The following is a 26751-nucleotide window of genomic DNA, read 5'->3' as shown; positions in this document are numbered from 1 at the left end:
CTTTGAAACGTCCCGCGAAACCTCCCGTGGGACTTGCCGCGAAACCTCCCGGCCGAGCACGGAGCCCGGAACCATCCCCACGACCATGGCCGATCACCCCCGTCAATCCGCCTGCCAGGCCGTGTGTCAAACCGCCTGACGATCCGCGCGGTCCGTCCCCTCGGAGCCGTGCGCCACTCCATGAACGCATATGGCAGCGCATGGTGACAAGCGGCTGCTCAGGGACTGGCGAGTCCTTGCCAGTCCCTTCGGTTCCGACGCCGGGGCGGGGCACGCTTGAGGCACGAGAGTCGCAGAGCGAGCAGGGAAGAGAGCTGAGCGAGCCCTTGAGCCACTGAGGGGGTTGCCCTCCCGGCCGGGGCAACTTCCGCCCGCCGTTGCCGCATTGAGATTGATCCGCAACTCGTTCGTCTGCTCCTTCGGGCCTCCTCGAACGTCACATTCACAAGTGCTGACGATCCAGGGGAGCCCAGATGAAGCTCTGCGCAAGGACGTACAGGGGAGCGCTGGCCGCGGTTCTGGCCGGCGGCATGCTGCTCACCACCGGCTGCAGTGGAAGCGGCCAGGACAACCGGGCCTCCCGAAGCGGAGCCGAACAGCGGGCGCACGACGGCGCGAAGCCGGCACCCGCGCCGAGAGCGCCGGACGGCGGCGGAGGAGCACCCGCAGCCGGGACGGACGGTGCGAAGGAGGCGGAGCGGCGCGGCGATGAGTTCCAGGAGTCCACACCGGCGGCCGACTATCTGTCGACCTTCGCGCTCGACGTGGACACCGCCTCGTACGGCTATGCCCGCCGCACGCTTGGCGACGGGCAACGGCCGAAGCGGGCCGACATCCGGCCCGAGGAGTTCATCAACAGCTTCCGCCAGGACTATCCGAGGCCGAAGAGCAACGGCTTCTCGGTGACGGTCGACGGTGCGCGTCCCCGGAGCGCCGAGGGCGAGGCCGGCGGCGAGGACTGGTCGCTCGTACGCGTCGGACTCTCCACCCGCCCCTCCGACCGCAAGGGCGAACGGCCGCCCGCGGCCCTCACCTTCGTGATCGACATCTCCGGCTCCATGGCCGAGCCCGGCCGGCTCGACCTGGTGAAGGAGTCGCTGGGCATTCTCACCGACGCGCTGCGCGACGACGACTCGATCGCCATCGTCACCTTCAGCGACGAGGCCGAGACACGGCTGTCGATGACCCGGATCGACGACAACCGCGACCGTATCCACACGGTGATCGACGGCCTGGAGCCGACCGACTCCACCAATGTGGAGGCGGGCGTACGGGCCGGTTACGACGAGGCCGTCGAGGGGCGCAGGCGCGGAGCCACCAACCGCGTCGTCCTGCTCTCCGACGCACTCGCCAACACCGGCGAGACCGATGCCGACGCGATCCTCGGCCGGATCGATGATGCCCGACGCGAGTACGGCATCACGCTCTTCGGCGTCGGTGTCGGCAGCCAGTACGGCGATGCGCTGATGGAGCGGCTCGCGGACAAGGGCGACGGGCACACCACGTATGTCTCCACCAGCGAGCAGGCCAGGAAGGTCTTCGTCGACCAGCTGCCCACCCATGTCGAACTGCGCGCCCGGGACGCCAAGGCGCAGGTGGCCTTCGATCCGAAGACCGTCAAGCAGTTCCGGCTCATCGGGTACGAGAACCGCGCGGTCGCGGACGAGGACTTCCGTAACGACCGTGTGGACGGCGGCGAGATCGGCCCCGGTCACACGGTGACGGCGCTCTATGCCGTACGGCTCCGGGAAGGTGCGAGTGGCCATCTCGCGACGGCTACGGTGCGCTGGCTCGACCCCAATACGCGGGCGCCGCACGAGCAGACGGGCTCGGTCGAGGCGGACGCGGTCGACGGCGCGCTGTGGGACGGCGCCTCCAAGAGGTTCCAGGTCACCGCGGTCGCGGCGTACTTCGCCGAGTCGCTGCGGGGCGGTTCGATGCCGGGCGCGCCGGGGCTCGGTGAACTCGCCGAACGGGCCAGGAAGCTGGCGGGCTCGACGGAGGACAGCGCGGTGCACCAGCTGGCGGACGCGATCGGGCAGGCGCAGCGGCTGAGGGACTGATCGTGGGGTCCACGGGCGCCCTCCGCACTGCGATGTCCGATGTCCGATGTCAGGAGTCAGGAGTCAGGAGTCAGGAGTCCGGGGACGGGGCTGTGGCGTCCCGCCTGCGGCGGGGGCGGAGGCTTTCCCTCACGGATCCGTCAGTGTCCGCACCGCAAGGTTGCTGCATCGCCCGCCCCACCCCGCCATGATGTGCGCCATGGCCACTCTTCTGCTCGCCCTAGCCATCATCTCCACAGGCCTGTACGCGGGCATGATGCTGATCTTCCAGACCGGGATCATGCCCGCGCTCGCCCGGCTGTCGGACGACCAGTTCGTGCCGGCCATGAACCGCATCAACGAGACCGTGCCGCGCGCCGTGTTCGTTCTGGTCTTCCTCGCGATCATGGTGTTCCCGGCCGCGGCCCTCGCCGTCCCGGTCGACGGCCGCACGGACACCCAGCGGTGCCTGATCATCGCGGGCCTGGTCTGCGCGGTCCTCAACAACCTCATCACCATCGGCGGCAACATCCCGCTGAACAACGCCCTCGCCTCGGCCGAGTCGGCCTCCCCGGCTGTCCCCACCGGTCAGGCGCGCGCCGCCTTCGAGTCCCGCTGGAACCTCTTCCATCTGATCCGGACCCTGTTCACGCTCGCATCGTTCGCGCTGCTGGTCACTGCCGCGCTGTAGCCTCGTACGCCGACATCCGGCCCCCACTTGCTTCTGCTGCAGCGAATATCTGTCGCAGCAGGTTCAGAAATTTGCGCGGTGTGTGCCGAGCGTTCATGGGGGTGACGGCCGAAAAAGTAGTACCTGCCCTGCTCGGATGCTCGCGCCGTGCTACCGTTGATCCCAGTTGCAGTTGTGGTTCCCATAGACTTCAAGTGCCTTTGATGGCTTTATGCCATCGGGCACTTTTGTATTTTCGGTGATGTTTTCCGGACGGGGTAATCATCGCGGCGACGCCAGGGTTCGCACCGTGCGAACCCCGGGCACTGCCCCGAAGGAGATATGACATGGCTACTGGCACCGTCAAGTGGTTCAACGCGGAAAAGGGTTTCGGCTTCATCGAGCAGGACGGCGGCGGCCCCGACGTCTTCGCCCACTACTCGAACATCGCCACCCAGGGCTTCCGTGAGCTTCAGGAAGGCCAGAAGGTGAACTTCGACGTCACGCAGGGCCAGAAGGGCCCGCAGGCGGAGAACATCGTTCCCGCCTGACGCTGACACGCACGACGCAGCTGGGGCGCGCACCTTGGGGTGCGGGCCCCAGCTCGTTGCTGTTTGCAGGGTTTGCGCGACGCCCCGTAATGGTCTGCCCGCGCCCCCATGATCCGGCCCCAGCCGCCTCATCCTGTGGATCCCTGGCGGCCTGATGCCAGGCGTCGCTATTTTCTGCGCCGGTGCGGCCGGTTCGTTTCAGTCTTTTATTCGGCTCGTTCTTGCAATTCATTCGGCTCATTCCTGCCGAGAATTCCTCGATACGTGCCATATCGAGGAAGGTTCTCCATGAACCGCTCAGTTCGCACGAACGACCGTTTCTCCAACCCCCGCAAGGGTGGCTCCGCCGGTTCCGACCGGGGCGCCCGCTTCCGCCCGCAGGGCCAGGGTCGCCCCGGCAACCGTTCCGGCGGCTACGGGCGCCGTCCCGCCGCGCGGCAGGGCGAGTTCGCGCTGCCGGTCACCATCACACCGGCCCTCCCCGCGGCCGCGACCTTCGGCGAACTCGACATGCCGGTCGAGCTGCTGAAGACGCTCACCGGCCTCGGCATGAACGAGCCGTTCCCGATCCAGGCGGCGACGCTGCCGAACTCCCTGGCCGGTCGGGACGTGCTGGGCCGCGGGCGTACCGGTTCGGGCAAGACGCTCGCCTTCGGTCTGGCGTTGCTGGCCCGTACCGAGGGCAGGCGTGCCGAGCCCCGTCAGCCGCTGGCGCTGGTCCTGGTTCCCACCCGCGAGCTGGCTCAGCAGGTCACCGACGCGCTCACCCCCTACGCCCGGTCGCTGAAGCTGCGACTGGCCACCGTGGTCGGCGGTATGTCGATCGGCCGCCAGGCCAGTGCGCTGCGCGCCGGGGCCGAGGTCGTGGTGGCGACGCCGGGCCGCCTCAAGGACCTTATCGAGCGCAAGGACTGCCGTCTGGACCGGGTGGACATCACCGTCCTGGACGAAGCCGACCAGATGGCCGACATGGGGTTCATGCCCCAGGTCACCGAACTCCTCGACCAGGTACGCCCCGAGGGCCAGCGGATGCTGTTCTCGGCCACCCTGGACCGCAATGTCGACCTGCTGGTGCGCCGCTACCTCCACGACCCGGTGGTCCACTCCGTCGACCCCTCCGCGGGCGCGGTCACCACGATGGAGCACCACGTCCTGCATGTCCACGGCGCCGACAAGTACGCCACCACCACCGAGATCGCAGCCCGCGACGGCCGCGTGATCATGTTCCTGGACACCAAGCACGCCGTGGACCAGCTCACCAAGCACCTGCTCAACAGCGGCGTACGCGCCGCCGCGCTGCACGGCGGCAAGTCCCAGCCCCAGCGCAACCGCACCCTGGCCCAGTTCAAGACCGGCCACGTCACCGCGCTGGTGGCCACCAACGTCGCAGCCCGCGGCATCCACGTCGACAACCTCGACCTCGTCGTCAACGTCGACCCGCCCAGCGACCACAAGGACTACCTGCACCGCGGCGGCCGCACCGCCCGCGCCGGCGAGTCCGGCAGCGTCGTCACCCTGGTCCTGCCCAACCAGCGCCGCGACATGGCACGCCTCATGGCAGACGCCGGCATCACCCCGCACACCACCCACGTCCGCTCCGGCGAAGCCGAACTCAGCCGCATCACCGGCGCCCAGCCCCCCTCCGGCATCCCCATCACCGTCAGCGCACCCGTCACGGAGCGCCCCAAGCGCGGCGGCGCCCCGTTCCGCGGCCGGGGCACCCGCCCGGGTCGGCCCGGCCGCGCCGGTAGCGAGTCCCGCCGGTCCGCCGAGGCCCGCCAGACCGCCGAGGCCCGGAAGGCCGCACGGGTCCGTCGCGCCGCCTAGCACTCGACTGAGGGACCCCGGGCGGGGTCCCTCACCGGGTACTGGTCAGGGCAGATCACGACCTGCGCGGTCCATCTCCTCGTCGAGGGCCGGGTGCACGGGCCCCAGGTCTATGCGGCTTGTGACAGCTCGTTGCAGCGGCTGGCCGGCTCCTGGCCGGGGAGAGCCTGGATCGCACTCATGACCGTGTCCGTAGCTGCCCGCCGGGCCCGCGCGGCGCGTACCGAATCGTGCGGCTGTGAAAACCGCAATGGCTCGGGCCCGACAGAGAGTCCTGACCCCGGACGAGTCCGCTTCTCGACTTGGCAAACGCGTGTACGACCGGCGTCACAGGTGCCACCTGACCACCTGGCTCAACGACGGGGGTTCCACCGACGCAGGTGGACGGTCTGCGGATGTCGAGAACGTGCCACCGGCTCCGTCCCAGGGACATCAGCGGCCACCACCGGCCGCACGAGGAAGAAGGAGAACCAGCATGGCGATTCAGCGGATGGACAACGTCGGCATCGTCGTCGAGGACATGGATGCCGCCATCGCGTTCTTCGTGGAACTCGGTATGGAGCTGGAGGGCAGGGCGGAGGTCGAGGGCCCCTTCGCCGACCAGTGCACCGGACTCGACGGCGTCCGCTGTGACATCGCGATGGTCCGGACCCCGGACGGTCACAGCCGGCTCGAGCTGGCGAAGTACCGCAGCCCCGCGGTGATCAGCGCCGGGCCGCGCAACCGGCCGCACAACATTCTGGGCACGCACCGCGTCATGTTCGCCGTCGACGACGTCGAGGACACCGTAGCCCGCCTGCGCCCTCACGGCGCCGAACTGGTCGGCGAGATCGCCCGGTTCGAGGACAGCTATCTGCTCTGCTACCTCCGCGGCCCGGAGGGCATCATCGTCGGACTGGCCGAGCAACTGCGCTGAGAAGGAGGAACCGAACCATGCAGCCGAACGGAAGCCATGAGATGGACCTCGGAGTTCGATCCGGGCCTGCTCCGGCTGCCACTGCTCACTGACACGACGGCCGGACAGGGACGCTGGGGTACGCCTCCGTCCGGCGCCATTGATGTCAGCCGTGGATGTCAGAGACCTTCTAATCCGTAGCTCTATCCGGGTCGGTCAGCGACGGTCATACCGGTCGCTTCACGGTCCCGGGGGACGCTACCGGCCGCGGTCGGTCGCTGTGGTTGCGGTACTTCCCTGCTGTGCTGCACAGCCCCTCGACGATGGGTGGCCATTGGTACCCGCTGTGCCCTGGTGGTACCCGCTGTGCCCTGGCGGTTACCGCTCCATCGAACACGCTTGGGTGCGGCCAACGGCAAGTGGAGCAACTTCCCCTGGAGTGTCCTGCCCGTAGTACGTAAGTCGGGCGAGCCGCTCACGCCTTCGAAAGAGGCTCTCTGAGGTGCAGCTCCCGTAAGGGGTGACGCTCAAGGTGTCTGAGACGTCCTCGGTGGTCCCGGGGTGCCCGCTGACCTGGTATGACGGGCAATGCGGGCGACTGGGTCGCGCTTCGATCACCTAGACCGGCGACAGCGGCCCCGACGGCCGGCGCCCAGCGCAGGACCCTGGAACTGCACTGGTGGTGCGACGGTAGTCGTGGTCTGCCGTACGGATCGGTCGGTCCTCTGCGCGTGCCCGGGGTCGTACGCGGTAGGTCAGCTGCCGCAGGTGCATCCGGCGGTGGCCTTCGCTTCCGCCAGGGTCTGGTTCGGGTCGATGGCCTGCTCCTCGGGGGTGCAGCAGCCGGTGGTGCCGCAGCAGGCATCTGGTGCGCTTTCGCTGCTCTTGTCGAGGTTGTCGGCGTCGGCCTTGACGACATACACCTCCCACGGTTCCTTGCCTGGTCCGGTCACCCAGACCTTGTCTTGCAGCGCGTAGCAGCAGGAGGTGTCGTTCTCCTCGAATGTCGCGAGGCCTGCCTCCTGGAGTCGGCCTGTCGCGGCGGTGACTTGCTCGGTGGACTCCACTTCCACTCCGAGGTGGTCCAGGCGGGTGTCTTCGCCGGCCTCGCCCTCGATCAGGACGAGCTTGAGTGGGGGCTCGGTGATCGCGAAGTTCGCGTACCCGGGGCGGAGCTTGGCGGGCTCCACGCCGAAGAGCTTGGAGTAGAAGGCGATGGAGCCTTCGAGGTCGTTGACGCGCAGGGCGAGCTGAACGCGGGACATGGCTGTCTCCTGGTCCTGATCCGGTGCTGAATCGACGTTCATCGATACAGCTCGATGAAGTCGAGGTTGCCACTCAGATAGATGACTGTCAACATAGACGCATGTCGAAATCAGAGCTTCCCGTGCTCGGACAGGACGATCAGTCGGTCTGCTGCTCGCCGATGGTCCGCGAGCCGCTGGGGGCGGAAGCCGCCGTTGACCTGGCCCGGATGTTCAAGGCGCTGTCCGACCCGGTGCGTCTTCGCCTGCTGTCCTTGATTGCCTCGCACGACGGTGGCGAGGCCTGCGTGTGTGACCTCATCGGTCCGTTCGACGTGTCGCAGCCGACGATTTCCCACCATCTGAAGGTGCTGCGCGAGGCGGGCCTCGTCGGTTCGGAGCGACGCGGGACCTGGGTCTACTACTGGGTGCTGCCCGCCGCTCTCGCCAGGCTCTCCGCTCTGCTCCAGACTCCGGCCGGCACCGTTACTGTCGGAGTCGCGGGATGACCGACTCCCCTTCGCTCGGACGCCGCGTCCTGGTCGAGCTGGTGGGCACCGCGGCCCTGGTGACCGTCGTGGTCGGCTCCGGTATCCAGGCGACCGAGCTGACGCGCGATGTCGGTGTTCAACTGCTGGCCAATTCGCTGGCAACCGTCTTCGGTCTGGGCGTGCTGATCGCCCTGCTCGGCCCGGTCTCCGGCGCCCACTTCAACCCGGTCGTCACGCTGGCCGCCTGGTGGACCGGCCGCCAAGGCGAGGACGGCCTCACGCTGCGGGACGTGGCGGCGTACGTGCCCGCCCAGGTGGCCGGTGGCATCGGCGGTGCGGTGTTGGCGGACGCGATGTTCGCCGAGCCCCTCGTACGGTTCTCGACGCACGACCGATCCGCCGGTCACCTGTGGCTCGGCGAGGTCGTCGCCACCGCGGGCCTGGTCCTCCTCATCTTCGGACTGGCTCGCACGGGACAGCAGCGCATCGGCCCGGTCGCGGTCGCCTCCTACATCGGGGCGGCCTACTGGTTCACCTCCTCCACCAGCTTCGCAAACCCGGCAGTGACCATCGGCCGCGCCTTCACCGACACCTTCGCCGGGATCGCCCCCGCCTCCGTACCGCCGTTCACCGCAGCCCAACTCGTCGGCGCGGTCGTCGGCGTCGTCCTGGTCGCCGCGCTGTTCGGCCGATCCCGCCCAGCTGCGGACGACGTGATCGTCGCCCACGGTGAGCCCGAACTCGCCGCCTCCGGCCGCTGAACCCTACCCAACGAAGGAAGATCCGCACGTGAGCGCTCCCGAAACCTCCTCTGTGCTGTTCGTCTGCGTCCACAACGCGGGCCGGTCGCAGATGGCCGCCGCGTTCCTCGCCCACCTCGCAGGCAAGCAGGTGGAAGTCCGCTCCGCCGGTTCCGCACCGGCCGACACCGTGAACCCTGCGGTGGTCGAAGCCATGCGAGAGTCCGGCATCGACATCTCCGCCCAGAAGCCGAAGATCCTCACCCCCGAAGCTGTGCAAGCCTCCGACGTGGTGATCACCATGGGCTGCGGCGACGCCTGCCCCTACTTCCCCGGCAAGCGCTACCTCGACTGGAAGCTCGACGACCCCGCCGGCCAAGGCGTGGCCGCTGTCCGCCCGATTCGCGACGAGATCGAGCAGCGCATCCGCGGACTGCTGTCCGAACTCGGCATCCAGACACGGGCATAACCCGCGACGTTCCGGTACGGACCGTCTGCATGCTGCAACGACGGTAGGGCGGCGTAGCGGCTTTGGCCGGTGTCCTGCCCGGTACGGAAGATCGCTGAGCCACCCCGCGAAAACTTCGACACGTATTCGACAGGGCCACCCGCAGAAACCCGGTGACAGCCGGACACTGCCGGACCACCCTCATGATCACCGGAGGGCGGTCCGGCGCTTACGCGTCCGCTACCCCAAGCCCGCTATGGTGCCCCTGACCAGCAAAAAGACCCTCCGGGGCGGAGGGTCTGTCGGTTGTGCGGGCTGTGCGCCCCCGGCAGGACTCGAACCTGCGGCCAAGCGCTTAGAAGGCGCCTGCTCTATCCACTGAGCTACGGGGGCCGAATGGTGGCCTCGGTGGCCTGGAGCCCCGGGTCGGGTGGTTCCGTGACCTTGCCGGACACAAGGATAGGGCTCCGATCGCCTTGGCCCGGTTGCTTCACCTGCGTGGCACGATGTGGAGGTTCGGTGAAGCGAACCGATAATCGCAGGCAGGTGCGATTCCCGCACCGCTTTTGACGTCTCACATCACGGGTGTTGTGCACTCGTTATGCCTGCGCCCCACTCATCCCGTCTGTCCCGTCTGTCCGATCGGCGCGCAGAGAGCCCCATACGCTTCAAAAAGCAGCCAAAGTTGGGCATTCTTCGCATGTGGTGACCTTGGATGTACGGCCTCAGCTGATCGACGCACTCTCCGCCCTCCGCGACCGTGTCGCCGCCGTGCGTCTCCCCCTCCCTCTTCCCGGCGCTCCGCGTGCCCGGCAGACGCGCACCGAGCTGCTCGCGCAGCTCGACGACTATCTCGTGCCCCGGCTCAAGGAGCCCGAAGCGCCGCTCCTCGCGGTCGTCGGCGGTTCCACCGGGGCCGGGAAGTCGACCCTCGTCAACTCCCTTGTGGGGCGGCGGGTCAGCGAGGCGGGCGTGCTGCGGCCCACCACGCGTACGCCCGTGCTCGTATGCCACCCCGACGATCACCACTGGTTCGCCGGGATGCGCGTGCTGCCCCAGCTCACCCGCGTATGGCTGCCGCCGCAGGACGAGACCGAAGGACCCGACGACGGCGCGCGCGAGGCCCAGGAGGAGAACTCGCTGCGGATCGAGACCGCCGCGACGCTGCCCCGCGGGCTCGCGCTGCTCGACGCCCCCGACATCGACTCGCTCGTCGTGGAGAACCGGCTGCTGGCCGCCGAGTTGATCTGCGCCGCCGATGTCTGGGTGATGGTCACCACCGCCTCGCGGTACGCCGACGCCGTGCCGTGGCATCTGCTGCGTACCGCGAAGGAGTACGACGCCACGCTGGTCACGGTGCTCGACCGGGTGCCGCACCAGGTCATCACGGACGTGTCGCGGCAGTACGCGGCGCTGCTGACAAAAGCCGGCCTCGGCGAGGTGCCGCGGTTCACCATTCCGGAGCTGCCCGAGTCGGCGGGCGGCGGCAACGGACTGCTGCCCACCACCGCCGTCAGCCCGCTCTTCAGCTGGCTCGCCCACCGGGCGCAGGACCCCGCGGCCAGACAGCAGACCGTGGGGCGTACCGCGGCGGGCGTGATCGACTCGCTCAATGCGCGGATGCCCGCGCTCGCGGGCGCGGTGGCCGCCCAGTACACGGCGGCCGTACGGCTCACCGGTGCGGTCGAGGAGGCGTACGAGAAGGAGGGCGAACGGGTACGCCAGCGGCTCCGGGCCGGTGCCGTGCTCGCCGGGGACGCGCGGACCCGCTGGCGCAGCTTTCCGCGCGACAGTTCCGCGGGCGAACTGCTGGACTCCCTGGTCGCCAGTCTCTCGGCGCTGCTCCAGTGCGCCGTCGCCGCCGCCGAAGAGCATGTCCAGGAGGCCTGGCGGCGCGAGCCGGCCGCGGAAGCGCTCATTGTCCAGGGGCGCCGGGACCTGGAGTCGGGAGAGCGGATCGGCATCGCCGTACGCCGCTGGCGGCGCGTCCTGGAGGAGCTGGCCGAGGAAGAGGTACGCAGGCTGGAGCGGACCGCCGCGTCCGACCCCGAGACGGTGGCCGCGCTCCTCGCAGCCACGCTGCTCGGCGGGCGCCGGGCCCGCAGCGCGGGGGAGCGGCTCGCCGAGCGGATCGGGGCCCAGGGCGCGCTGCGGCTGCGCGACAAGGGCGGCGAGCTGGTGACGACGTACATCGACGACGTACTGCACAGCGAACGAGACCGCCGCCTCGCACCCCTCGACGCACTCGATTTGACCCCTGAACCGCAGGCCGAGCTGATCGCCGCGCTGTCCGTACTGCAGAAGGAGAGGTGACCGCGGTGACCGCCATCACTGACGACGAGAACGAGGCCGCCGACCGCTGGGACGACGGGCTGATCGCCCGGCGGGCCGGCGGCCGGGACGTGGAGCCCGAGAGTGAATCGGACGAGGACCTCCTGGCCGAGACGCACGTGACGATCGGCGGTGCCTATACCGGGCCGCTGCGGGTCCGGCTGGATGCGCTGCGCGAACTGATCGGCCTGTCGCGGACCCGGCTGGACGGCAGGACCCTCGCGGAGGCGGGACGGGTCCTGGACGAGGCGGCCGCCCGGCAGCGACTGTCTTCGCGGCACACCGTTGTCGCCATCGCGGGCGCTACGGGGAGCGGGAAATCGACGCTGTTCAACGCGCTCGCCGAGGTGCCGATCTCGGAGACGGGGCTGCGCCGGCCCACCACATCCGCGCCCATCGCCTGCACCTGGTCGGAGGGCTCGGCCGGTCTCCTCGACCGGCTTGCCATCCCGCCGCGGCTGCGGCGCAGACCGCTCGCCGGCGGCGACGAGGAGCTGTACGGGCTCGTCCTCGTCGATCTGCCCGACCACGACTCGGCCATGGTCAGACACCGGGAGCAGGTGGACCGGGTGCTGGCACTGGTGGACGCGGTGATCTGGGTCGTCGACCCGGAGAAGTACGCGGACGCCGCGCTGCACGAGCGGTATCTGCGGCCGCTCGCCGGGCACGCGGAGATCACCTTCGTGGTGCTCAACCAGGTGGACCGGCTGCCGGGCGAGGCCGCCGACCAGGTGCTCGACGATCTGCGCCGGCTCCTCGACGAGGACGGCATCGCGCTCGGTGAACACGGCGAGCCCGGCGCCACGGTGCTCGCGCTCTCGGCGCTCACCGGCAGTGGTGTCGGTGAACTGCGCGAGCTGATCGGGAAGTTCGTCCAGGAGAAGAACGCCGCCGCTCGCCGGCTGTCCGCGGATGTGGACGCGGCCGCCGCGAAGCTTCGTACGGTGTACGTCGCCGACGGGCGCACCGGTCTCGGCGAGCGCTCGCGCCAGGACTTCGCCGCACGGCTGGCGGAGGCGGTCGGCGCGAAGGCGGCGGGCGAGACCGCGGAGCGCGAGTGGCGCAGGAACGCGAGCCGGGCGTGCGGGACGCCGTGGCTGCGGCTGTGGCGCTGGTACGAACGCACCCGTATGCGGGGGAGTGGCTTGCTGGAGGCCGCGGCCCCGGTGGAGGACGAACTCACGGCACGGCAGCGGGTCGAGCAGGCGGTGCGTACGGTCGCGGACGAGGCGGCACAGGGGCTGCCGGGGCCGTGGGGGCAGGCGGTGCGTGAGGCTGCGGTTCGCGGGGCCGAAGGGCTGCCCGAGGCGCTGGACGAACTGGCGGTGCGCGAGGCGCGGGCGATGAGTGGTCGGCCGCCGCGAGCCGCGTGGTGGCCGATGGGGGTGCTGGCGCAGGCGGCGATGACCCTGCTCCAGGTTTTCGGAGGGCTGTGGCTGGTGGGCCAGATCATCGGCGTACTGGAGCCGGGCCTTGTGCCGCCGGCGCTGGTGATGCTCGCGGGGATCGTGGGCGGGCCGCTGGTGGAGTGGGCGTGCGCGGCGGCGGCCCGGGGACCGGCGCGCCGGTACGGGCAGGAGGCGGAGCGACGGCTGCAGGAGGCGGCCGCTGGGTGCGGGCGGGCGAAGGTGCTCGATCCGGTCGTGACGGAGCTCATGCGGTACGAGGAGGTACGGGAGCGGTACGCGACCGTCTCGGGGCCGGGGGTGACGAAGTTGTCCACACTGCTGCGGTAGTCCACAGGCGTCGGCGGGATCTTCCTGTCCGGTCCAGCATGGAGATCGGTCGGAGAGAAGACCGGTCAGTGCAGCAACCGGACGGGGAGGTGGCCGCGGTGAACGACACCATGGTGACGGTGGTGGGCAATGTCGCCACGAATGTGGAGTACCGGGAATCGGCGTCGGGAGGGGTGGCGCGATTCCGCATTGCGGTGACGCCGAGACGGTGGGAGCGGCAGAGCGGTAGCTGGACGGACGGACACACCAGCTTCTACACGGTCTTCGCCTGGCGGACGCTCGCCGTGAATCTCGCCGGATCCGTGTCTGTCGGTGAACCTCTTCTCGTCCATGGACGGTTGAAGGTGCGGGAGGAAGAGCGGGACGGGAAGCGGAGGACGTTCGTGGACATCGAGGCGGTGGCGGTGGGACACGACCTGACGCGGGGGACGTCTGCATTCCGGCGAGTGGTAAAGGCGGAACCGAATCTGACGGAACGTCCGCAGGGGGCGCAGACGCCGACACCCGTGTCCTGAGCTGGAGTTGTGGAGATTTGTCGAGTCAGAAACGCTGAAACGGCGGTGATGGGCGACCGGGTGGCAGGCGGGTGGCGGGCGGCGATAACGATTCCGAGTCGGAATGGTTGTCTGACGGTATGACGGGGGCCTGGGGTGCGCGGCGTCTCTAGGATTTCCGCGTACTCACGGGGCACTTGAGTCTGCAGGCGAGGCACTCCCCCCACGCGCCACATTCGAAAAAGGCCTCGTCCGGAGGGGAATTCTGTGTTTGCTGTGTTCTCTGCGCCATCTGTACGCAGGCGGGGCGCCGCTCGTCGTCTTACTGTCGCGGCATTGATGTCGGGCCTCATCGCGACGGGCTCCATGGCGGGTGCGGGTGCGGCCGCCGCCGACGACGACGGCGTTCAGCACCAGGGGGGCGCGGTCGCCACTCTTGACGGGCTGAAGACCTACGACCGGGCCGTGCTCCACACGAACGGCAGGAATCACGAGATCCCCGCCGGGGTGTTCGAGATGACCGTCGACGGCGGCGGGCGGCTGAAGACGTACTGCATCGACATCCACAACCCGACCCAGGACCAGGCGAAGTACCTGGAGACCCCCTGGAACCAGACGTCGCTCGGCGGCAACAAGAACGCGGGCAGGATCCGCTGGATCCTGCAGCACTCCTACCCGCAGATCGACGACCTGGCGGCGCTGGCCAAGGACGCGGGCACCGGGCCGCTCTCCGAGAGGACCGCGGCGGCGGGCACTCAGGTCGCCATCTGGCGCTACTCGGACGACGCGGACGTCGAAGCCCTGGACCCGCAGGCGGAGAAGCTCGCGGACTGGCTCGAGAAGGCGGCCACGGACGTCGCGGAGCCCAAGGCCTCGTTCAGCCTGGAGCCGAATGCGGTTTCCGGCCTGGCGGGCGGCCGGCTCGGCCCCGTCACGGTCCGCACCGATGCCGACCGGGTCACCGTGAACCCGCCGGCCGACGCCGCCGCCAGCGGCATCAAGGTCACCGACGCGGCCGGCAAGCCCGTCACCTCCGCCGTCAACGGCGCCCAGCTGTACTTCGACGTCCCGGCCGGCGCCGCCGACGCATCGGCGACGTTGACCGCCCAGGCCACCACCTCCGTGCCGGTGGGCCGGGCGTTCGCCGGAGCGACGAAGAGCCAGACCCAGATCCTGGCGGGCTCCAGCGAGACCACGGTCTCCGCGGACGCCACCGCCACCTGGGCGAAGGCGGGCGCGATACCGGCGCTCTCCGCGAAGAAGAACTGCGCCAAGGGTGGCGTCGACATCACCGCCACCAACAAGGGCGACGCTCCGTTCACCTTCGAGCTGATGGGCTTCAAGCACTCCATCCCGGCCGGCGCATCGAGGACCGTCACCCTGCCGGTCGCCGAGGACCAGGCGTACGACTTCACCATCACCGGGCCCGACGGCTTCAAGAAGAACTTCAAGGGCGTACTGGACTGCAAGACCACCGGCACCGGGGCCCCGGAGACGGACACCGCCTCGTCCCAGCTCAGCCCGGCCTCGGCCGGCGGCGCCTCCGCGGGCCTCGAGGGCGACCTCGCCGAGACCGGAAGCTCCAACGCCACCCCGGTGATCGCGGGCATCGCGATCGCGCTGGTCGTCATCGGCGGCGGCGCGGTCTTCTTCCTCCGCAAGAAGAAGACGGCGGGCACCGAGGAGTGAGCACGTATACGCGCAATGTGACGCTGCGCTGATGACGGCCCCGGTATGCCCGCGCGTACCGGGGCCGTTGCCGTCGGCGATCAGCTGCGGTTCCGGGCCGCCTGTGCGCCGTGCGAGGCGGATCGGTGCTGACCAACGACGACCGTCAGTGACAGATCAACTGCCGGAATGAAACCGGAAGAGCCAGGTCAGGGACCCCTGGCGTTACTGGTTTCGTTCCCGGGGTGGCGGTCAGGCAAGATGGGGTGTATCTGCCCACCCACTTCTTGCCGGACGGTTTCTCTTGGCTGAGTACATCTACACGATGCGCAAGACGCGCAAGGCGCACGGCGACAAGGTCATCCTCGATGACGTGACGCTGAGCTTCCTGCCCGGTGCGAAGATCGGTGTGGTCGGCCCCAACGGCGCCGGTAAGTCCACCGTGCTGAAGATCATGGCCGGCCTTGAGCAGCCGTCCAACGGTGACGCGTTCCTGTCGCCCGGCTACACCGTCGGCATGCTCCTCCAGGAGCCCCCGCTCGACGAGTCCAAGACCGTGCTGGAGAACGTCCAGGATGGCGCCGCCGAGATCATGGGCAAGCTCAGGCGCTTCAACGAGGTCGCCGAGCTGATGGCGACCGACTACTCCGACGCGCTGATGGAGGAGATGGGCAAGCTTCAGGAGGACCTGGACCACGCCAACGCCTGGGACCTCGACGCCCAGCTCGAGCAGGCCATGGACGCGCTGGGCTGCCCGCCCGGCGACTGGGCGGTCACCAACCTCTCCGGTGGCGAGAAGCGCCGCGTCGCGCTCTGCAAGCTGCTGCTCGAGGCCCCCGACCTGCTCCTCCTCGACGAGCCCACCAACCACCTCGACGCCGAGTCCGTGCAGTGGCTGGAGCAGCACCTCGCCAAGTACGCCGGCACCGTCGTCGCCGTCACCCACGACCGGTACTTCCTCGACAATGTCGCGGGCTGGATCCTGGAGCTCGACCGCGGCCGCGCCATCGGCTACGAGGGCAACTACTCCACCTACCTCGAGAGCAAGCAGTCCCGTCTCAAGGTCGAGGGCCAGAAGGACGCCAAGCGCGCCAAGCGGCTCAAGGAAGAGCTCGAGTGGGTCCGCTCCAACGCGAAGGGGCGGCAGGCCAAGTCCAAGGCTCGCCTCGCCCGTTACGAGGAGATGGCCGCCGAGGCCGACAAGATGCGGAAGCTGGACTTCGAGGAGATCCAGATCCCGCCGGGCCCGCGTCTGGGCTCCGTCGTCGTCGAGGTCAACAAGCTCTCCAAGGCCTTCGGCGACAAGGTCCTCATCGACGACCTCAGCTTTACGCTGCCGCGTAACGGCATCGTCGGTGTCATCGGCCCCAACGGCGCCGGCAAGACCACGCTGTTCAAGATGATCCAGGGCCTCGAGGCTCCCGACTCCGGCGAGATCAAGGTCGGCGAGACCGTCAAGATCTCCTACGTCGACCAGAGCCGCGCCAACATCGACCCCAAGAAGACGCTGTGGGCCGTAGTCTCCGACGAGCTCGACTACATCAACGTCGGTCAGGTCGAGATGCCTTCGCGTGCCTATGTGTCGGCGTTCGGCTTCAAGGGACCGGACCAGCAGAAGCCGGCCGGCGTCCTCTCCGGCGGTGAGCGCAACCGCCTCAACCTGGCGCTGACCCTGAAGCAGGGCGGCAACCTGCTGCTCCTCGACGAGCCGACCAACGACCTCGACGTCGAGACGCTCTCCTCGCTGGAGAACGCTCTGCTCGAGTTCCCCGGTGCGGCCGTGGTCGTCTCCCACGACCGCTGGTTCCTCGACCGTGTCGCCACGCACATCCTGGCGTACGAGGGCGAGTCCAAGTGGTTCTGGTTCGAGGGCAACTTCGAGTCGTACGAGAAGAACAAGGTCGAGCGCCTCGGTGCGGACGCGGCCCGTCCGCACCGTGCCACCTACAAGAAGCTGACCCGGGGCTGAGTCGCACATGGCCCGGTACATCTACCGCTGTCCCCTTCGCTGGTCGGACATGGATGCCTTCGGGCATGTCAACAACGCCGTCTTCCTGCGGTATCTGGAAGAGGCGCGGATCGACTTCATGTTCCGGCTGGCGCCGGGGGACGGTTCCCCGTCGTTCTCCGGCGGGTCCGTCGTGGCCCGGCACGAGATCGACTACAAGCGGCCGCTGGTCCACCGGCACGAGCCGGTGGTCATCGAGTTGTGGGTGACGAAGATCAGCGCGGCGTCGCTGACCATCGCGTACGAGGTCAAGGACGCCGAGGGCCCCTCGGCGCAGGTCTATGTGCGGGCCTCGACCGTCGTCGTGCCCTACGACCTCAGGGCCGAGCGCCCGCGCCGGATCAGCGCGGAGGAGAAGTCCTTCCTCCAGAGGTACCTGGACGACGCCGGCGAGGGTGCTCTCGCAGCATGACCGTGCCCGTGCGGAGTCTGCACTTCGCCGATGCGAGGGAGGCGGAGGATCTCGCCGCCTTCCTCGCCCGGCTGATCCACTACGACCGCGCCGCCGTGGTCAGGCTCCAGGCCTGGGCCGGCGCGCTTGCCGTTTTCGGGCGTCCGCCCTCCTTTGAGGTGCTCGCCATCCGTACGGCACGGCTCGGCGACCCCGTCGAGCTGGATGCCACCGTCTCCGCGGGCGAACTGCTGGAGCGCGTCGGCGCTGAGGGTGGCGCGGAGTTCACCGTGCCCGCCGCCGTCACCGGTCCGCCATGGGCCGGTGTGGTGCCGCCGCGCGGCGGCTGGCGCGAGATCTCCGGACTCCCCGAAGTGAATACGATGCGCGGCGCGGTCGCCGCCGCCGTCGCTGAATTCCGCACCCGTGACGAGCAGTTGCCCGCCGAGCGCCGCACCCGCGCCGAGCGCGACCGGATCGGGCAAGAGATCTGGGCGCGCACCGTCGCCGGCACCGGACTGCCGCTGCGTGCCGTGCACGCCGCCCAGTCGCTCGGCTTTCTGCGACCCGGAGTCCCGGTCGCGCTGCTGTCCGCGGGCGGCTGGCTCAGACTGCGTACGCCCTTCGGGTCGATCGCCGTACGCACGTCCGGTCTCGGCGGACTGAGCGTGACCCCCACCAGGCTCGGTTGACCCACGACCGGAAGCGGTGAGCGGGCATCTTCCGTTCCGCGCTCGGCGGGCCGGAGCGCGGCGTTCGGTCCGCGGCGTTCAGTCCGAGGTGTTCAGTCTGCGGCGTTCACCATCGTTGCCGCGGCATAGGTGAGGTAGTGCCACAGCTGCTGCTCGTGCTCCTCCGAGAGTCCGAGCTCGTCGAGAGCCGTGCGCATGTGCTTCAGCCAGGCGTCGTGCGCGGCCCGGTCGACGGTGAACGGCGCGTGCCGCATCCGCAGCCGGGGATGGCCGCGGTGCTCGCTGTAGGTGCGCGGACCGCCCCAGTACTGCATCAGGAAGAGAACAAGCCGTTCCTCGGCCGGTCCCAGATCCTGCTCCGGGTACATCGGCCGCAGCACCGGGTCCTCGGCAACGCCCTGGTAGAAGCGGTGGACGAGCCGCCGGAAAGTCTCCTCGCCGCCGACCTGCTCGTAGAAGGTCTGTTCCTGAACGGTGCCGCGCGGAATCTCGTTCACGTGAATAAGCCTCGCAATATGTCTCTGGTCAGCCCCGAGGGGTGTCGGCCGGGGGTCCGGGGGTAGCCCCCGGGAAGTGCAGCACCCGTCCATCGTCTCAGACGCACCGGCCGAGGACTCCAGCACCGGGACCACCCCCGATCGGGTGCTCGCCCAGGGGGCGGTGGCGCAGGAGAGTGGAGGCATGGCTGTGCACCTGGACCGGTTCGCCGAGCCCGCCGCCGAGGCGCGGCGGTTGTTGGTGCGGGAGATCGTGGCGGGCGGCGGGCTGACCGACCCGGCCTGGCGGGCGGCGTTCGAAGAGGTGCCGCGGCACCTGTTCGTGCCGTACTACTACGGGAGCCGGGCGGGCGCGTACGAACGCCTGTGGTGCGAGGACCCGGACCCCGTGCGGCGGGAGCGCTGGCTGCGGGGGGCGTACGCGGACGGGCCGCTCGCCACCCGGGTGCGCGACGGTGAGCTGCTCTCCTCCAGCAGCCAGCCCTCGCTGATGGCCCGGATGCTCGAGGAGCTCGATGTCGAGGACGGGAACGCCGTACTCGAGATCGGCGCGGGCACCGGCTACAACGCCGCGCTGCTGTCGCACCGGCTCGGCGACGACCTGGTGACCACCGTCGATCTGGACCCGGAGATCACCGAATCGGCGCGGTCGCATCTGGCGGCCGCCGGCCACCACCCCACCGTCGCCACCGGCGACGGTGCGCGCGGCTGCCCGGCGCGCGCCCCCTTCGACCGCATCATCGCGACCTGCACGCTGCCGTCGGTGCCGTTCGACTGGCTGCCGCAGTGCAGCCCGGGGGCGCGGATCCTGGCTCCGCTCTCCACCGGGCTGATCGCGCTGCGGGTGCGTGACGACAGCGGCGGCAGAAGTGCGGAGGGCCACTTTCTGCGTACATCGGCGTACTTCGTGCCGCTGCGCGGTGGCGAGCTGCCGCGGGAGGGGCATATCGGCGGGCTGCCGAGGCGCGCGATCGAGAACGACCTCTTCCGCTTCCTGCTGACCCTGACCGCGGGCAGCCTCGACCCGCACGAGGCCCTCTCGCTGTGGGAGCGCGAGCGGCGCCCACAGCGGGACCGGTTCGGGGTCACCGTCAGCGGGGACCACCAGTGGGCCTGGCTGGACGACCCCGAAGGGCCGTACGCCTGGCCGCTCGGACGCCCGACCGGCTGGGCCACCGCGGCGGGCCGCCAGGGAACGCCCTAGCCGCGCCGGATGGTGATGGTCGTCCAGGCGCCGACATGGACCTGGTCGCCGTCGTTCAACGGGACGGGCACATAGGGCTGGAGCGGGTCCTCGGCGCCGTTGAGCGTAGTGCCGTTGGTGGAGTTCTGGTCGACAACGGCCCAGGAACCGTCGGGCTGCTGGACCAGCACCGCGTGCTGGTGCGAGACGCCCGGGTCCTCCGGCGGTACGGACAGATCGATGTCGGGGGACTCGCCCGTGGAGTGCCGGCGGCGGCCGATGGTGATCTGGTTCCCGGTGAGCGGCAGGTGCTGCTCGGGCGAGTACGCGGGCAGATTGAGGCCGGTGGCCTCGGGGCCGCTGCGCTGCATCATCGCCAGGAAGTACTCACGGTCGGGCGCGATGACGGCGGTCCAGCCCGCGGGGGTCTGGTACTGCGGCGGCTGCTGCTGGCCTTGAGGTCGGCCCTGCTCCTGGGCGTACTGCTGCGGCATCGGCTGCTGCTGGAAGGGATCCCCCGGCTGCCGGAACGAATCCGGCTGCTGCGGCGCATGCGGACTCTGTGGTGCCTGGGGCTGCGAGGGCGGGGACAGCATCCAGTCGTCGCCACCGCCCGTCTGCTGGGGCTGCGGCGGGGCGGGCGGAGCAGGCTGCTGGTACGCGGGGGGCGCCGGCGGACCGGGCTGCGCCTGCGGGTTGGGGAACGGATTCTGCGGGAAGGACGGCGGGGCCGGGGGACCCGGCTGTTGCTGGTACGGCTGCTGCTGGGCCGGCGGTTCGTTCGTCAGCGGCTCGGCCGGCCGGTTCATCTGCGAGGGCCGCGAGCTCTGGTAGTCGTACGGATCATGCTGCTGATGCGGTTGCTGATGCGGTTGCTGAAGGTGCGGCGGCGGGGGCGGGGGCGGCAGCGGTGCCGACGCCTGCGCGGGCTGGGACTGGAAGCCCGGCGGAAGGTTCAGCCCGGGGGGCTGCTGGGACGGAGCCACCGGGGTGTACGACGTCGCCGTGTGCGTGAGGAAGTTGTACCGGCACTCCTCGCAGAACGGGGCCATGGCCTCGCGCGGGGTGCGGCACTGCGGGCAGAGCTCGGCCTGGGCGGTGGCGTTCGGATCACCGGGGCCCGGGTAGCCATAGGCCGGCGGCGGGGGAGGCGGCGGCGGAACGGCACCCGCGGGAGCGCCAGGACCGGCCATGCGGTGGCCACAGACCTCGCACCAGTCGTCGGAACCCGACTGGTGTCCGTTTGGGCAGGTCGGCATGTCGGCGCTTCCCCCTCTCCTCGTTCGGCCCGAGGGCCGTTCACATCAGTGTTTCTGTTGCTACTTCTTCACACGAACCGTCTTGGTGGAGCGCGTTTCGAGAGTCATCTCGTCGGCTTCCGCGACCTTCGCCTTCAGTCGCACAGTACCTGTCGCCGCATCGACGACGTCCACCACCTTCGAAAGGAGTTTCGCAGTGTCCTCGTTCCCCGAGTCCGCCGCGAGCTGTACCGCACGGCCCAGTTTGGCGGTCGCGCCGTCGAAGTCACCCGACTTGCGGGCATCCAGCCCCTGTTGGATGACTTGTGCCAGTTCGGCCTGCCCCGTGTAGTGCGCGACCTGGGGGTTGATCGAGGTGGACGCCACCATGTCGTCCGTCCACACCGCCTTGACGAGCCCTTGCGAAAGCACCTCGGGAGCGCCGCCGTCCGCAGCCGGAATGATCAGCGAGACCCGGGCCGCCAGCATCTCCTGGCCGATGCCCGCCTCCGGCACCTGGACGCACACGTGGTAGTCGCGGGACTCGTCGCCCCAGGAGCCGGTCGGATAGTCCCCGGCCCGCGGCCCCGCCTCCGTACGCCGCCCGGTCAGCTCCTCGACCGTCGGCGCCACCTGCTTGACGAACTTGATCTCCACGCCGACGGGCGTCCACAGCCGCAGTGCCACATCCGCGACCTCCTTACCCATGGCGTTCTCCATCATGCTGGTGAAGTCCGCGGCCAGCCCGGCCGGGTCGGCGACGATATCGGCCGTGCCGAGCAGCGCCGATGCGACGCCGGTGACCTCCTTGACCTCCCAGTCCGTGCCGACTCCGCGGGCGTCGCAGGTGAAGCGGCCCGCGCCTGCGTCCAGGGCTGACCGCAGGTCCTCCGGGGACTCGTGCTCATTGCGCCCGTCGGTGAGCAGGATGCCGTGCCGGATCGGGACGTCGGAGGAGGCCAGCAACCGGTCGGTCAGCCGCAGCCAGGTGCCGATCGCGGTGCCGCCGCCCGCGCTGAGCCGGCGCAGGGCCTCCTTGGCCTGGCCGCGGGTCTGCGCATCGGCGACCGCGAGCCGGCCGCCTCCGGGATAGACCTCGCTCGCCACATGCGTACCGGCGACCACCGCGAAGGCGACACCGTCGCGCAGGGTGTCGATGGCGGCGGCCGTGGCATCACGCGCATTGCGCATCTTGGTCGGCGGATAGTCCATGGAGCCGGAACAGTCGACCATGATCACCACAGCGGCGCTCGGTGCCTGCCCCGGTATGTACGAGGGGGAGGACGACGCTCCCGCCAGCGGCGCCCCGCCGCTGGTGCCGCCTCCGGTGGAGGCGACCGTGACGATCGCGTTGACCTCGCGGCCGCCCTCCGGCAGAAATTCGTTCTGGTACACCTCGACGGAGAACTGCGGCACCTGGGACTTGGAGAAATTGGCCATCTGATCGGCTCCTTGAGGCTCCGCTGAGGCGGCGAGAAAGGGACACGGGTGTCCCGCGGGCGACGGCTCGCCGGACATATCGGGGCTCAAGCCTTGTTGTAGGCCGATCCTGCCCCTTGGTGCGGCACGGCGAACGGCAGGACGGCCACTGTTACGTTGTCGTGGCCGCCGCCGTCGAGCGCATGACCGACCAGTACCTGCGCGCTGTGCAGCGGCCGGTCCGCGGCATCCACCGGGATGGCCCGGGCCATCTCCTCGGCGCCTTCCGCGTAGTTCCACAGGCCGTCCGTACAGACCACGACCACACCGGGCCGGTCGGGCTTGAAGGAGGCGGTGTGCGGCTCGAGTTCGTACGCATCGGCTCCCAGCCACCCCGTGATGGCGTGGGCGCGCTCGTCGGCGTACGCCTCCGCCTCGCTCATCAGGCCGGCCGACACCATCTGGGCGGCCCAGGAGTCGTCCTCGGTGAGCCGGGCGGGCGGGCCGCCGCGGTCGTCGGGCACCCAGTAGGCGCGGCTGTCGCCGACCCAGCCGATGACCAGCAGACCGGCGGCGGCCACCGCGCCGACGATCGTGCAGGCGGGTGCGTTCTGATGGCGGTGCGGATCGTGCTCCATGGCCTCGGCCTGACCGGGGTCCACGGCAAGGGAGTTGACCGCCTCGGAGGCGGCGATGATCGCCTCGTGCATTGCCTGCTGGGGGTGTGTGCCGCGCGGCAGCGACTCCAGCAGCAGTTCGTTGGCGGCGCTCGCGGCGGCCTCCGAGGCTTCGTCGGGGCGGGTCGCCGAGGAGACCCCGTCGCAGACGATCGCGACGACGGCGGGTGAGCCGTCCGGCAGAGCCGTGCAGGAGACCGCGAACGAGTCCTCGTTGCGGTGGTGGCGCAGCCCGCGGTCGCTGACGGCAGCGACCGAGCCCAGTTCCTGTTCCATGTGGTCGCGCTCGCGGGGCTGCGCGTGGCCGCAGTTCTCGCAGTAGCCGTCGGTGTCGACATGGCCGGCGCGGCAGGCCACACAGAGCTTGGTGCCGGGCGCGGAAGGAGCGGCGGGCGCGGAAGGAGTGGCGGGCGCGGAAGGGGCGGCGGGGTCCACGGCGCGCGGGTCTGCGGCCACGGCGGTGCCCGCATCGGGCGCGGCCAGCTGGAAGTCGCCGCTCGATGAGGCACTGGCATCGGCGGACGCCTCATGGCCGGGCGGATCGTCGTACCGCACGGCCGATGCGGACAGCTGACGGCCGCCCGAGTCCGTACCCGCCAGATCGTCCGGCAGATGTACCGGCGCGGGCGTGCCCGAGGTGTCCGTCCCGGTGGCCGCCGGCCACTCGACGGGAGTGCCGATGGCGACGGTGGGATGGTCGTCCCGGGGTGCGGGCTCGGTCGACAGGTCGTACCCGCACGCACCGCAGAACAGGTCACCCGTCTCCAGCGGTTCCTCGCAGCTGGGGCATGTCGCCCCGGTGGCCAGCTGATGCTGCTTCTGCGACGACATCAATCACACCCACGTCCGGGGGCGGAAGCGGTTCGCCCGCTCCACCAGGTCTATCCGCTCCTCGCCGCGCTGGGCGAGCCGGGCGAGCACCCGGTAGGAGCGTTCCAGCCCGAAGCGCAGGCCGCGCTCGTCCAGTTCGCTGCCGAGCAGCACGGTCGCTGCGCTCTGTATGTTCGGTGCGGTCGGTACGGACGGCTGGACTCCGGGACTTCCGGAGAGTACCCAGTCGAGAGCCGTCCCGAGTACTTCTGTGGACAACTGCTCACGGCGCACCGCGTCCAGACCGAAGTCCTTCAGGGCGTCCACCTGCGCCGCGGCCGCCGTCAGGTCGTCGATCAGGGGGTCGTGCGCGGCGCGTCGCCGCAGCCTCGCCCGTACGGCCGCGACCCGCGCCGCCGTGTAGTGGATCGACGCCTCGGGTACCGACTCCAGGGTCCGTACGGCTCCGGCCCGGTCGCCCGCCGCGATCTGCACCCGCGCCAGGCCGAATGCGGCGCTGACATAGCTCGGGTCGGTCGTCCACACGAGGCGGTAGTACTCCGCGGCGTTGTCCAGCTGACCGAGCACCTCGGCGCAGACGCCCAGCGCCAACTTGGGCGCGGGCTCGCCGGGGAACGCGTCGTAGATCGCGTCGAAGGAGAGCGCCGCGACCTCGTTCTCACCGGTCACCAGCGAGGTGAGACCGCGGTACCAGACGACGCGCCAGTCGTCGGGATGCTGGCTCTCCAGTGTCGCCAGCGCCCTGGTGGCGGAGTCCAGTTCGCGCATCTCAAGACGGGCGCGCAGCTCGCGCAGCCGGGTCTCGGGGGAACTGGCGGCCGCGGAGTGCAGCGCGGCGATCAGCTCGGCGGGCGCGGAGGCCATGAGGCCGGCGAGGAAACCGGCGTTGGGGTCGTTCGGGTCGACGCGCGGCACGGGCAGCGCGAGCGAGGTCGCCCGGGTGTCGAGCACCGCGAGATGCGGTGCGAGGGACAGGCCGGCGGGCAGCGCGCCGAGGCCCTCCACACGTGGCGCGGGGATCGCGGCGGCCGGTGACGCGTAGGGGTTGGCGACTGAGGCGCCCGGGATTCCGGCGCTTCCGGCGCCCCAGGGGTGGGCCGCCGGACCGACGCCCACCGCAGCCGGACCGGCCATCGCGGCCGCACCGTTCCCGGTGGCCGAACCGTTCCCGGCCGCCGCCCGCTTGGCGCGCCCGCGGCCCGAAGGCTGCACCACCCGCGCGCCCAGCTGCGACACGTCCCCCGTCAGCTCCGCGAACAACTGCGTGTCCGTGACTCGCAGTTCCGGGCCGAACAGCGTGGACAGTGAAGGCCGCGGGCGACCCGTCTGAATCGCCACGACCTCCCGGAGCACGCCCGTCAGCTGCTCCGCCATCTCCTGCGCCGAGGCGAACCGCCGCGCCGGATCCGGGTCCGTCGCGCGCACCAGCAGCCGGTAGAAGGACTCGTACGTCCGGAAGACCTGGATGTTCTCCGGGTCGGGCAGGGAGTCCACGAACACATTGGTGTAGCCCTGGAAGTCGAAGGTCAGCACGGCCAGCGTCCGCGCGACCGTGTACAGCTCCGAGGCCACCGACGGGCCGACCTCGGCGACTTCCGGCGCCTGGTAGCCGACCGTGCCGTAGATCGCGGACTCCTCGTCGTCCATCCTGCGGACGGCGCCCATGTCGATGAGCTTGAGCTGGTCCTGCTGTTGGATGGCGTTGTCGACCTTGAAGTCGCAGTACAGCAGGTTTCTGCTGTGCAGATGCCCGAGCGCTTCCAGCGCCTCGATGCCGTACGCGCACGCCTGCTCGACCGGCAGCGGGTCGCGTTTGCCGTCCGCGCCGCGCCGGTCGTTGGCGATCTCCTTCAGCGACTTTCCGCCGACGTACTCCATGACGATGTAGCCGTCGAGAGAGCCGGTCCGCTGGTCGAGGTGCTCGACGAAGTTGTAGATCCGGACGATGTTGGAGTGCTCGATCTCCGCGAGGAAGCGGCGCTCCGAGATCGCCGCCGCCATCGCGTCCTGGTCGCCCGTGTCCAGCAGACCCTTCAGCACCACCCAGCGGTCGGACACCGCACGGTCCACCGCCAGATAGACCCAGCCCAGGCCGCCGTGGGCGAGACAGCCCATGACTTCGTACTGCCCGTGCACGATGTCGCCCTCGCTCAGCTTCGGCACGAAGGAGTACGGGTGCCCGCACTTGGTGCAGAAACCTTCCGTACGGCCCGCGCGCTCACCGCGCGAACGTCCCACCGCAGCCCCGCAGTCGGAGCGCGAGCAGAACCGCTTCCGCTCCGGGACCTCGGGGTTCTCCATCACCGCCGTGCGCGGATCGGGGCGCGGCACCTCCGGTACGGAGACCAGGCCGGCTCCCAGGCGGTTGCGGCCGGACGCGCCGGAGCTGGTGCCGGAGCTGCGCACCGAGACCGAACGGGACGAGGTGCTGCTGCCGGAGAGCGAACGCGACAGCCGGCCGGAGACGGAACGGCGTGAGGTCGACGAGCGCGACGAGGCCCGCGAGGAGCGTGAACTGCTCCGTGCGGAACTGCTGCCCCGGCCGCCGCCCGTGATGCCGGTGGGCTGCGAGGCGACCATGCCGGTGGGCGAGACGACGGGCGCAAGTCCGCAGGTGTCGCAGTACAGCTCACCGCTGCCCATGTCCTCGTAGGAGCCCTCACAACCGGGGCGCTGAC

22 protein-coding genes and 1 tRNA gene are annotated in these 26751 nt (G+C 70.0%); 16 read left to right on the top strand and 7 right to left on the bottom strand.

Annotated elements, in window-relative coordinates; all coding sequences use genetic code 11:
- The first annotated feature begins 473 nt into the window (after window positions 1-473).
- The 5 genes from OG735_RS15010 (at window position 474) to OG735_RS14990 (ending at window position 6006) form a co-directional block, all read left to right on the top strand.
- On the top strand, window positions 474-2063 hold the full coding sequence (locus tag OG735_RS15010) for a vWA domain-containing protein (protein WP_327323677.1): 1590 nt from the start codon (window positions 474-476) through the stop codon (window positions 2061-2063).
- Between the two features lie 199 nt (window positions 2064-2262).
- Window positions 2263-2733, top strand: a complete 471-nt coding sequence (locus OG735_RS15005; RefSeq protein ID WP_327323676.1) for an anthrone oxygenase family protein — start codon at window positions 2263-2265, stop codon at window positions 2731-2733.
- Between the two features lie 326 nt (window positions 2734-3059).
- Window positions 3060-3263: a cold-shock protein gene (locus tag OG735_RS15000; RefSeq protein ID WP_165245126.1), complete on the top strand. Its 204-nt coding sequence runs from the start codon at window positions 3060-3062 to the stop codon at window positions 3261-3263.
- 288 nt (window positions 3264-3551) lie between these two features.
- Window positions 3552-5090 (top strand): DEAD/DEAH box helicase, encoded by a 1539-nt coding sequence (locus OG735_RS14995; RefSeq protein ID WP_327323675.1) that lies wholly within the window; start codon window positions 3552-3554, stop codon window positions 5088-5090.
- A 475-nt stretch (window positions 5091-5565) separates the two neighbouring features.
- Complete coding sequence (locus tag OG735_RS14990) at window positions 5566-6006, top strand: VOC family protein (protein ID WP_327323674.1); 441 nt, start codon at window positions 5566-5568, stop codon at window positions 6004-6006.
- 734 nt (window positions 6007-6740) lie between these two features.
- On the opposite strand, the gene OG735_RS14985 is transcribed toward OG735_RS14990, so the two are convergent.
- Window positions 6741-7250, bottom strand: a complete 510-nt coding sequence (locus OG735_RS14985; RefSeq protein ID WP_327323673.1) for an ArsI/CadI family heavy metal resistance metalloenzyme — start codon at window positions 7248-7250, stop codon at window positions 6741-6743.
- Between the two features lie 101 nt (window positions 7251-7351).
- On the opposite strand from OG735_RS14985, the gene OG735_RS14980 reads away from it, so the two are divergent.
- Genes OG735_RS14980 through OG735_RS14970 form a run of 3 tightly spaced genes read left to right on the top strand, consistent with a single transcriptional unit; the run spans window position 7352 to window position 8929 of the window.
- Window positions 7352-7738, top strand: a complete 387-nt coding sequence (locus OG735_RS14980) for an ArsR/SmtB family transcription factor (protein WP_327323672.1) — start codon at window positions 7352-7354, stop codon at window positions 7736-7738.
- On the top strand, window positions 7735-8481 hold the full coding sequence (locus OG735_RS14975) for an MIP/aquaporin family protein (protein ID WP_327323671.1): 747 nt from the start codon (window positions 7735-7737) through the stop codon (window positions 8479-8481). Before OG735_RS14980 ends, OG735_RS14975 begins: the two co-directional genes overlap by 4 nt.
- Before the next feature lie 28 nt (window positions 8482-8509).
- Entirely contained in the window at window positions 8510-8929 is a 420-nt protein-coding gene (locus tag OG735_RS14970; protein ID WP_327323670.1) for an arsenate reductase ArsC, read from the top strand.
- Between the two features lie 299 nt (window positions 8930-9228).
- Here the strand turns inward: OG735_RS14970 and OG735_RS14965 are convergent.
- Window positions 9229-9301: transfer RNA gene (locus OG735_RS14965), tRNA-Arg, on the bottom strand.
- Between the two features lie 318 nt (window positions 9302-9619).
- Here OG735_RS14965 and OG735_RS14960 point away from each other — a divergent pair.
- The 7 genes from OG735_RS14960 to OG735_RS14930 all read left to right on the top strand — a co-directional run bounded on the left by OG735_RS14960 (window position 9620) and on the right by OG735_RS14930 (window position 18228).
- Complete coding sequence (locus tag OG735_RS14960) at window positions 9620-11221, top strand: dynamin family protein (protein ID WP_327328320.1); 1602 nt, start codon at window positions 9620-9622, stop codon at window positions 11219-11221.
- A 5-nt stretch (window positions 11222-11226) separates the two neighbouring features.
- Window positions 11227-12975, top strand: coding sequence for a GTP-binding protein (locus tag OG735_RS14955; protein ID WP_327323669.1), 1749 nt, complete (start codon window positions 11227-11229; stop codon window positions 12973-12975).
- 98 nt (window positions 12976-13073) lie between these two features.
- Window positions 13074-13490, top strand: a complete 417-nt coding sequence (locus tag OG735_RS14950) for a single-stranded DNA-binding protein (protein ID WP_327328319.1) — start codon at window positions 13074-13076, stop codon at window positions 13488-13490.
- A 318-nt stretch (window positions 13491-13808) separates the two neighbouring features.
- On the top strand, window positions 13809-15158 hold the full coding sequence (locus tag OG735_RS14945) for an LAETG motif-containing sortase-dependent surface protein (protein ID WP_327323668.1): 1350 nt from the start codon (window positions 13809-13811) through the stop codon (window positions 15156-15158).
- Between the two features lie 283 nt (window positions 15159-15441).
- On the top strand, window positions 15442-17106 hold the full coding sequence (ettA, locus tag OG735_RS14940) for an energy-dependent translational throttle protein EttA (protein ID WP_327323667.1): 1665 nt from the start codon (window positions 15442-15444) through the stop codon (window positions 17104-17106).
- Between the two features lie 7 nt (window positions 17107-17113).
- Window positions 17114-17557 carry an acyl-CoA thioesterase gene (locus OG735_RS14935; protein WP_327323666.1) on the top strand — a complete coding sequence of 148 codons (444 nt, stop codon included), beginning with the start codon at window positions 17114-17116 and terminating at the stop codon, window positions 17555-17557.
- Window positions 17554-18228: a hypothetical protein gene (locus OG735_RS14930; RefSeq protein ID WP_327323665.1), complete on the top strand. Its 675-nt coding sequence runs from the start codon at window positions 17554-17556 to the stop codon at window positions 18226-18228. The genes OG735_RS14935 and OG735_RS14930 overlap by 4 nt, the downstream gene beginning before the upstream one ends.
- A 92-nt stretch (window positions 18229-18320) precedes the next feature.
- Here the strand turns inward: OG735_RS14930 and OG735_RS14925 are convergent, their stop codons facing one another.
- Window positions 18321-18725 (bottom strand): globin, encoded by a 405-nt coding sequence (locus OG735_RS14925; protein ID WP_327323664.1) that lies wholly within the window; start codon window positions 18723-18725, stop codon window positions 18321-18323.
- A gap of 184 nt (window positions 18726-18909) precedes the next feature.
- Here OG735_RS14925 and OG735_RS14920 point away from each other — a divergent pair, with 184 nt between their 5' ends.
- Window positions 18910-19929, top strand: a complete 1020-nt coding sequence (locus OG735_RS14920; RefSeq protein WP_327323663.1) for a methyltransferase domain-containing protein — start codon at window positions 18910-18912, stop codon at window positions 19927-19929.
- On the opposite strand, the gene OG735_RS14915 is transcribed toward OG735_RS14920, so the two are convergent.
- The 4 genes from OG735_RS14915 to OG735_RS14900 form a co-directional block, all read right to left on the bottom strand.
- On the bottom strand, window positions 19926-21167 hold the full coding sequence (locus OG735_RS14915; RefSeq protein ID WP_327323662.1) for an FHA domain-containing protein: 1242 nt from the start codon (window positions 21165-21167) through the stop codon (window positions 19926-19928). The genes OG735_RS14920 and OG735_RS14915 overlap by 4 nt on opposite strands.
- 60 nt (window positions 21168-21227) lie before the next feature.
- Window positions 21228-22586 (bottom strand): vWA domain-containing protein, encoded by a 1359-nt coding sequence (locus OG735_RS14910; RefSeq protein WP_327323661.1) that lies wholly within the window; start codon window positions 22584-22586, stop codon window positions 21228-21230.
- Window positions 22587-22672: 86 nt separating this feature from the next.
- Window positions 22673-24073: a PP2C family serine/threonine-protein phosphatase gene (locus OG735_RS14905; protein ID WP_327323660.1), complete on the bottom strand. Its 1401-nt coding sequence runs from the start codon at window positions 24071-24073 to the stop codon at window positions 22673-22675.
- 3 nt (window positions 24074-24076) lie between these two features.
- Window positions 24077-26716: a serine/threonine-protein kinase gene (locus OG735_RS14900; RefSeq protein WP_327328318.1), complete on the bottom strand. Its 2640-nt coding sequence runs from the start codon at window positions 26714-26716 to the stop codon at window positions 24077-24079.
- Window positions 26717-26751 lie beyond the last annotated feature (35 nt).

It is taken from the genome of Streptomyces sp. NBC_01210 (assembly GCF_036010325.1).
Lineage (GTDB): Bacteria > Actinomycetota > Actinomycetes > Streptomycetales > Streptomycetaceae > Streptomyces.
This window is presented reverse-complemented; position numbering and strand designations above follow the sequence as displayed.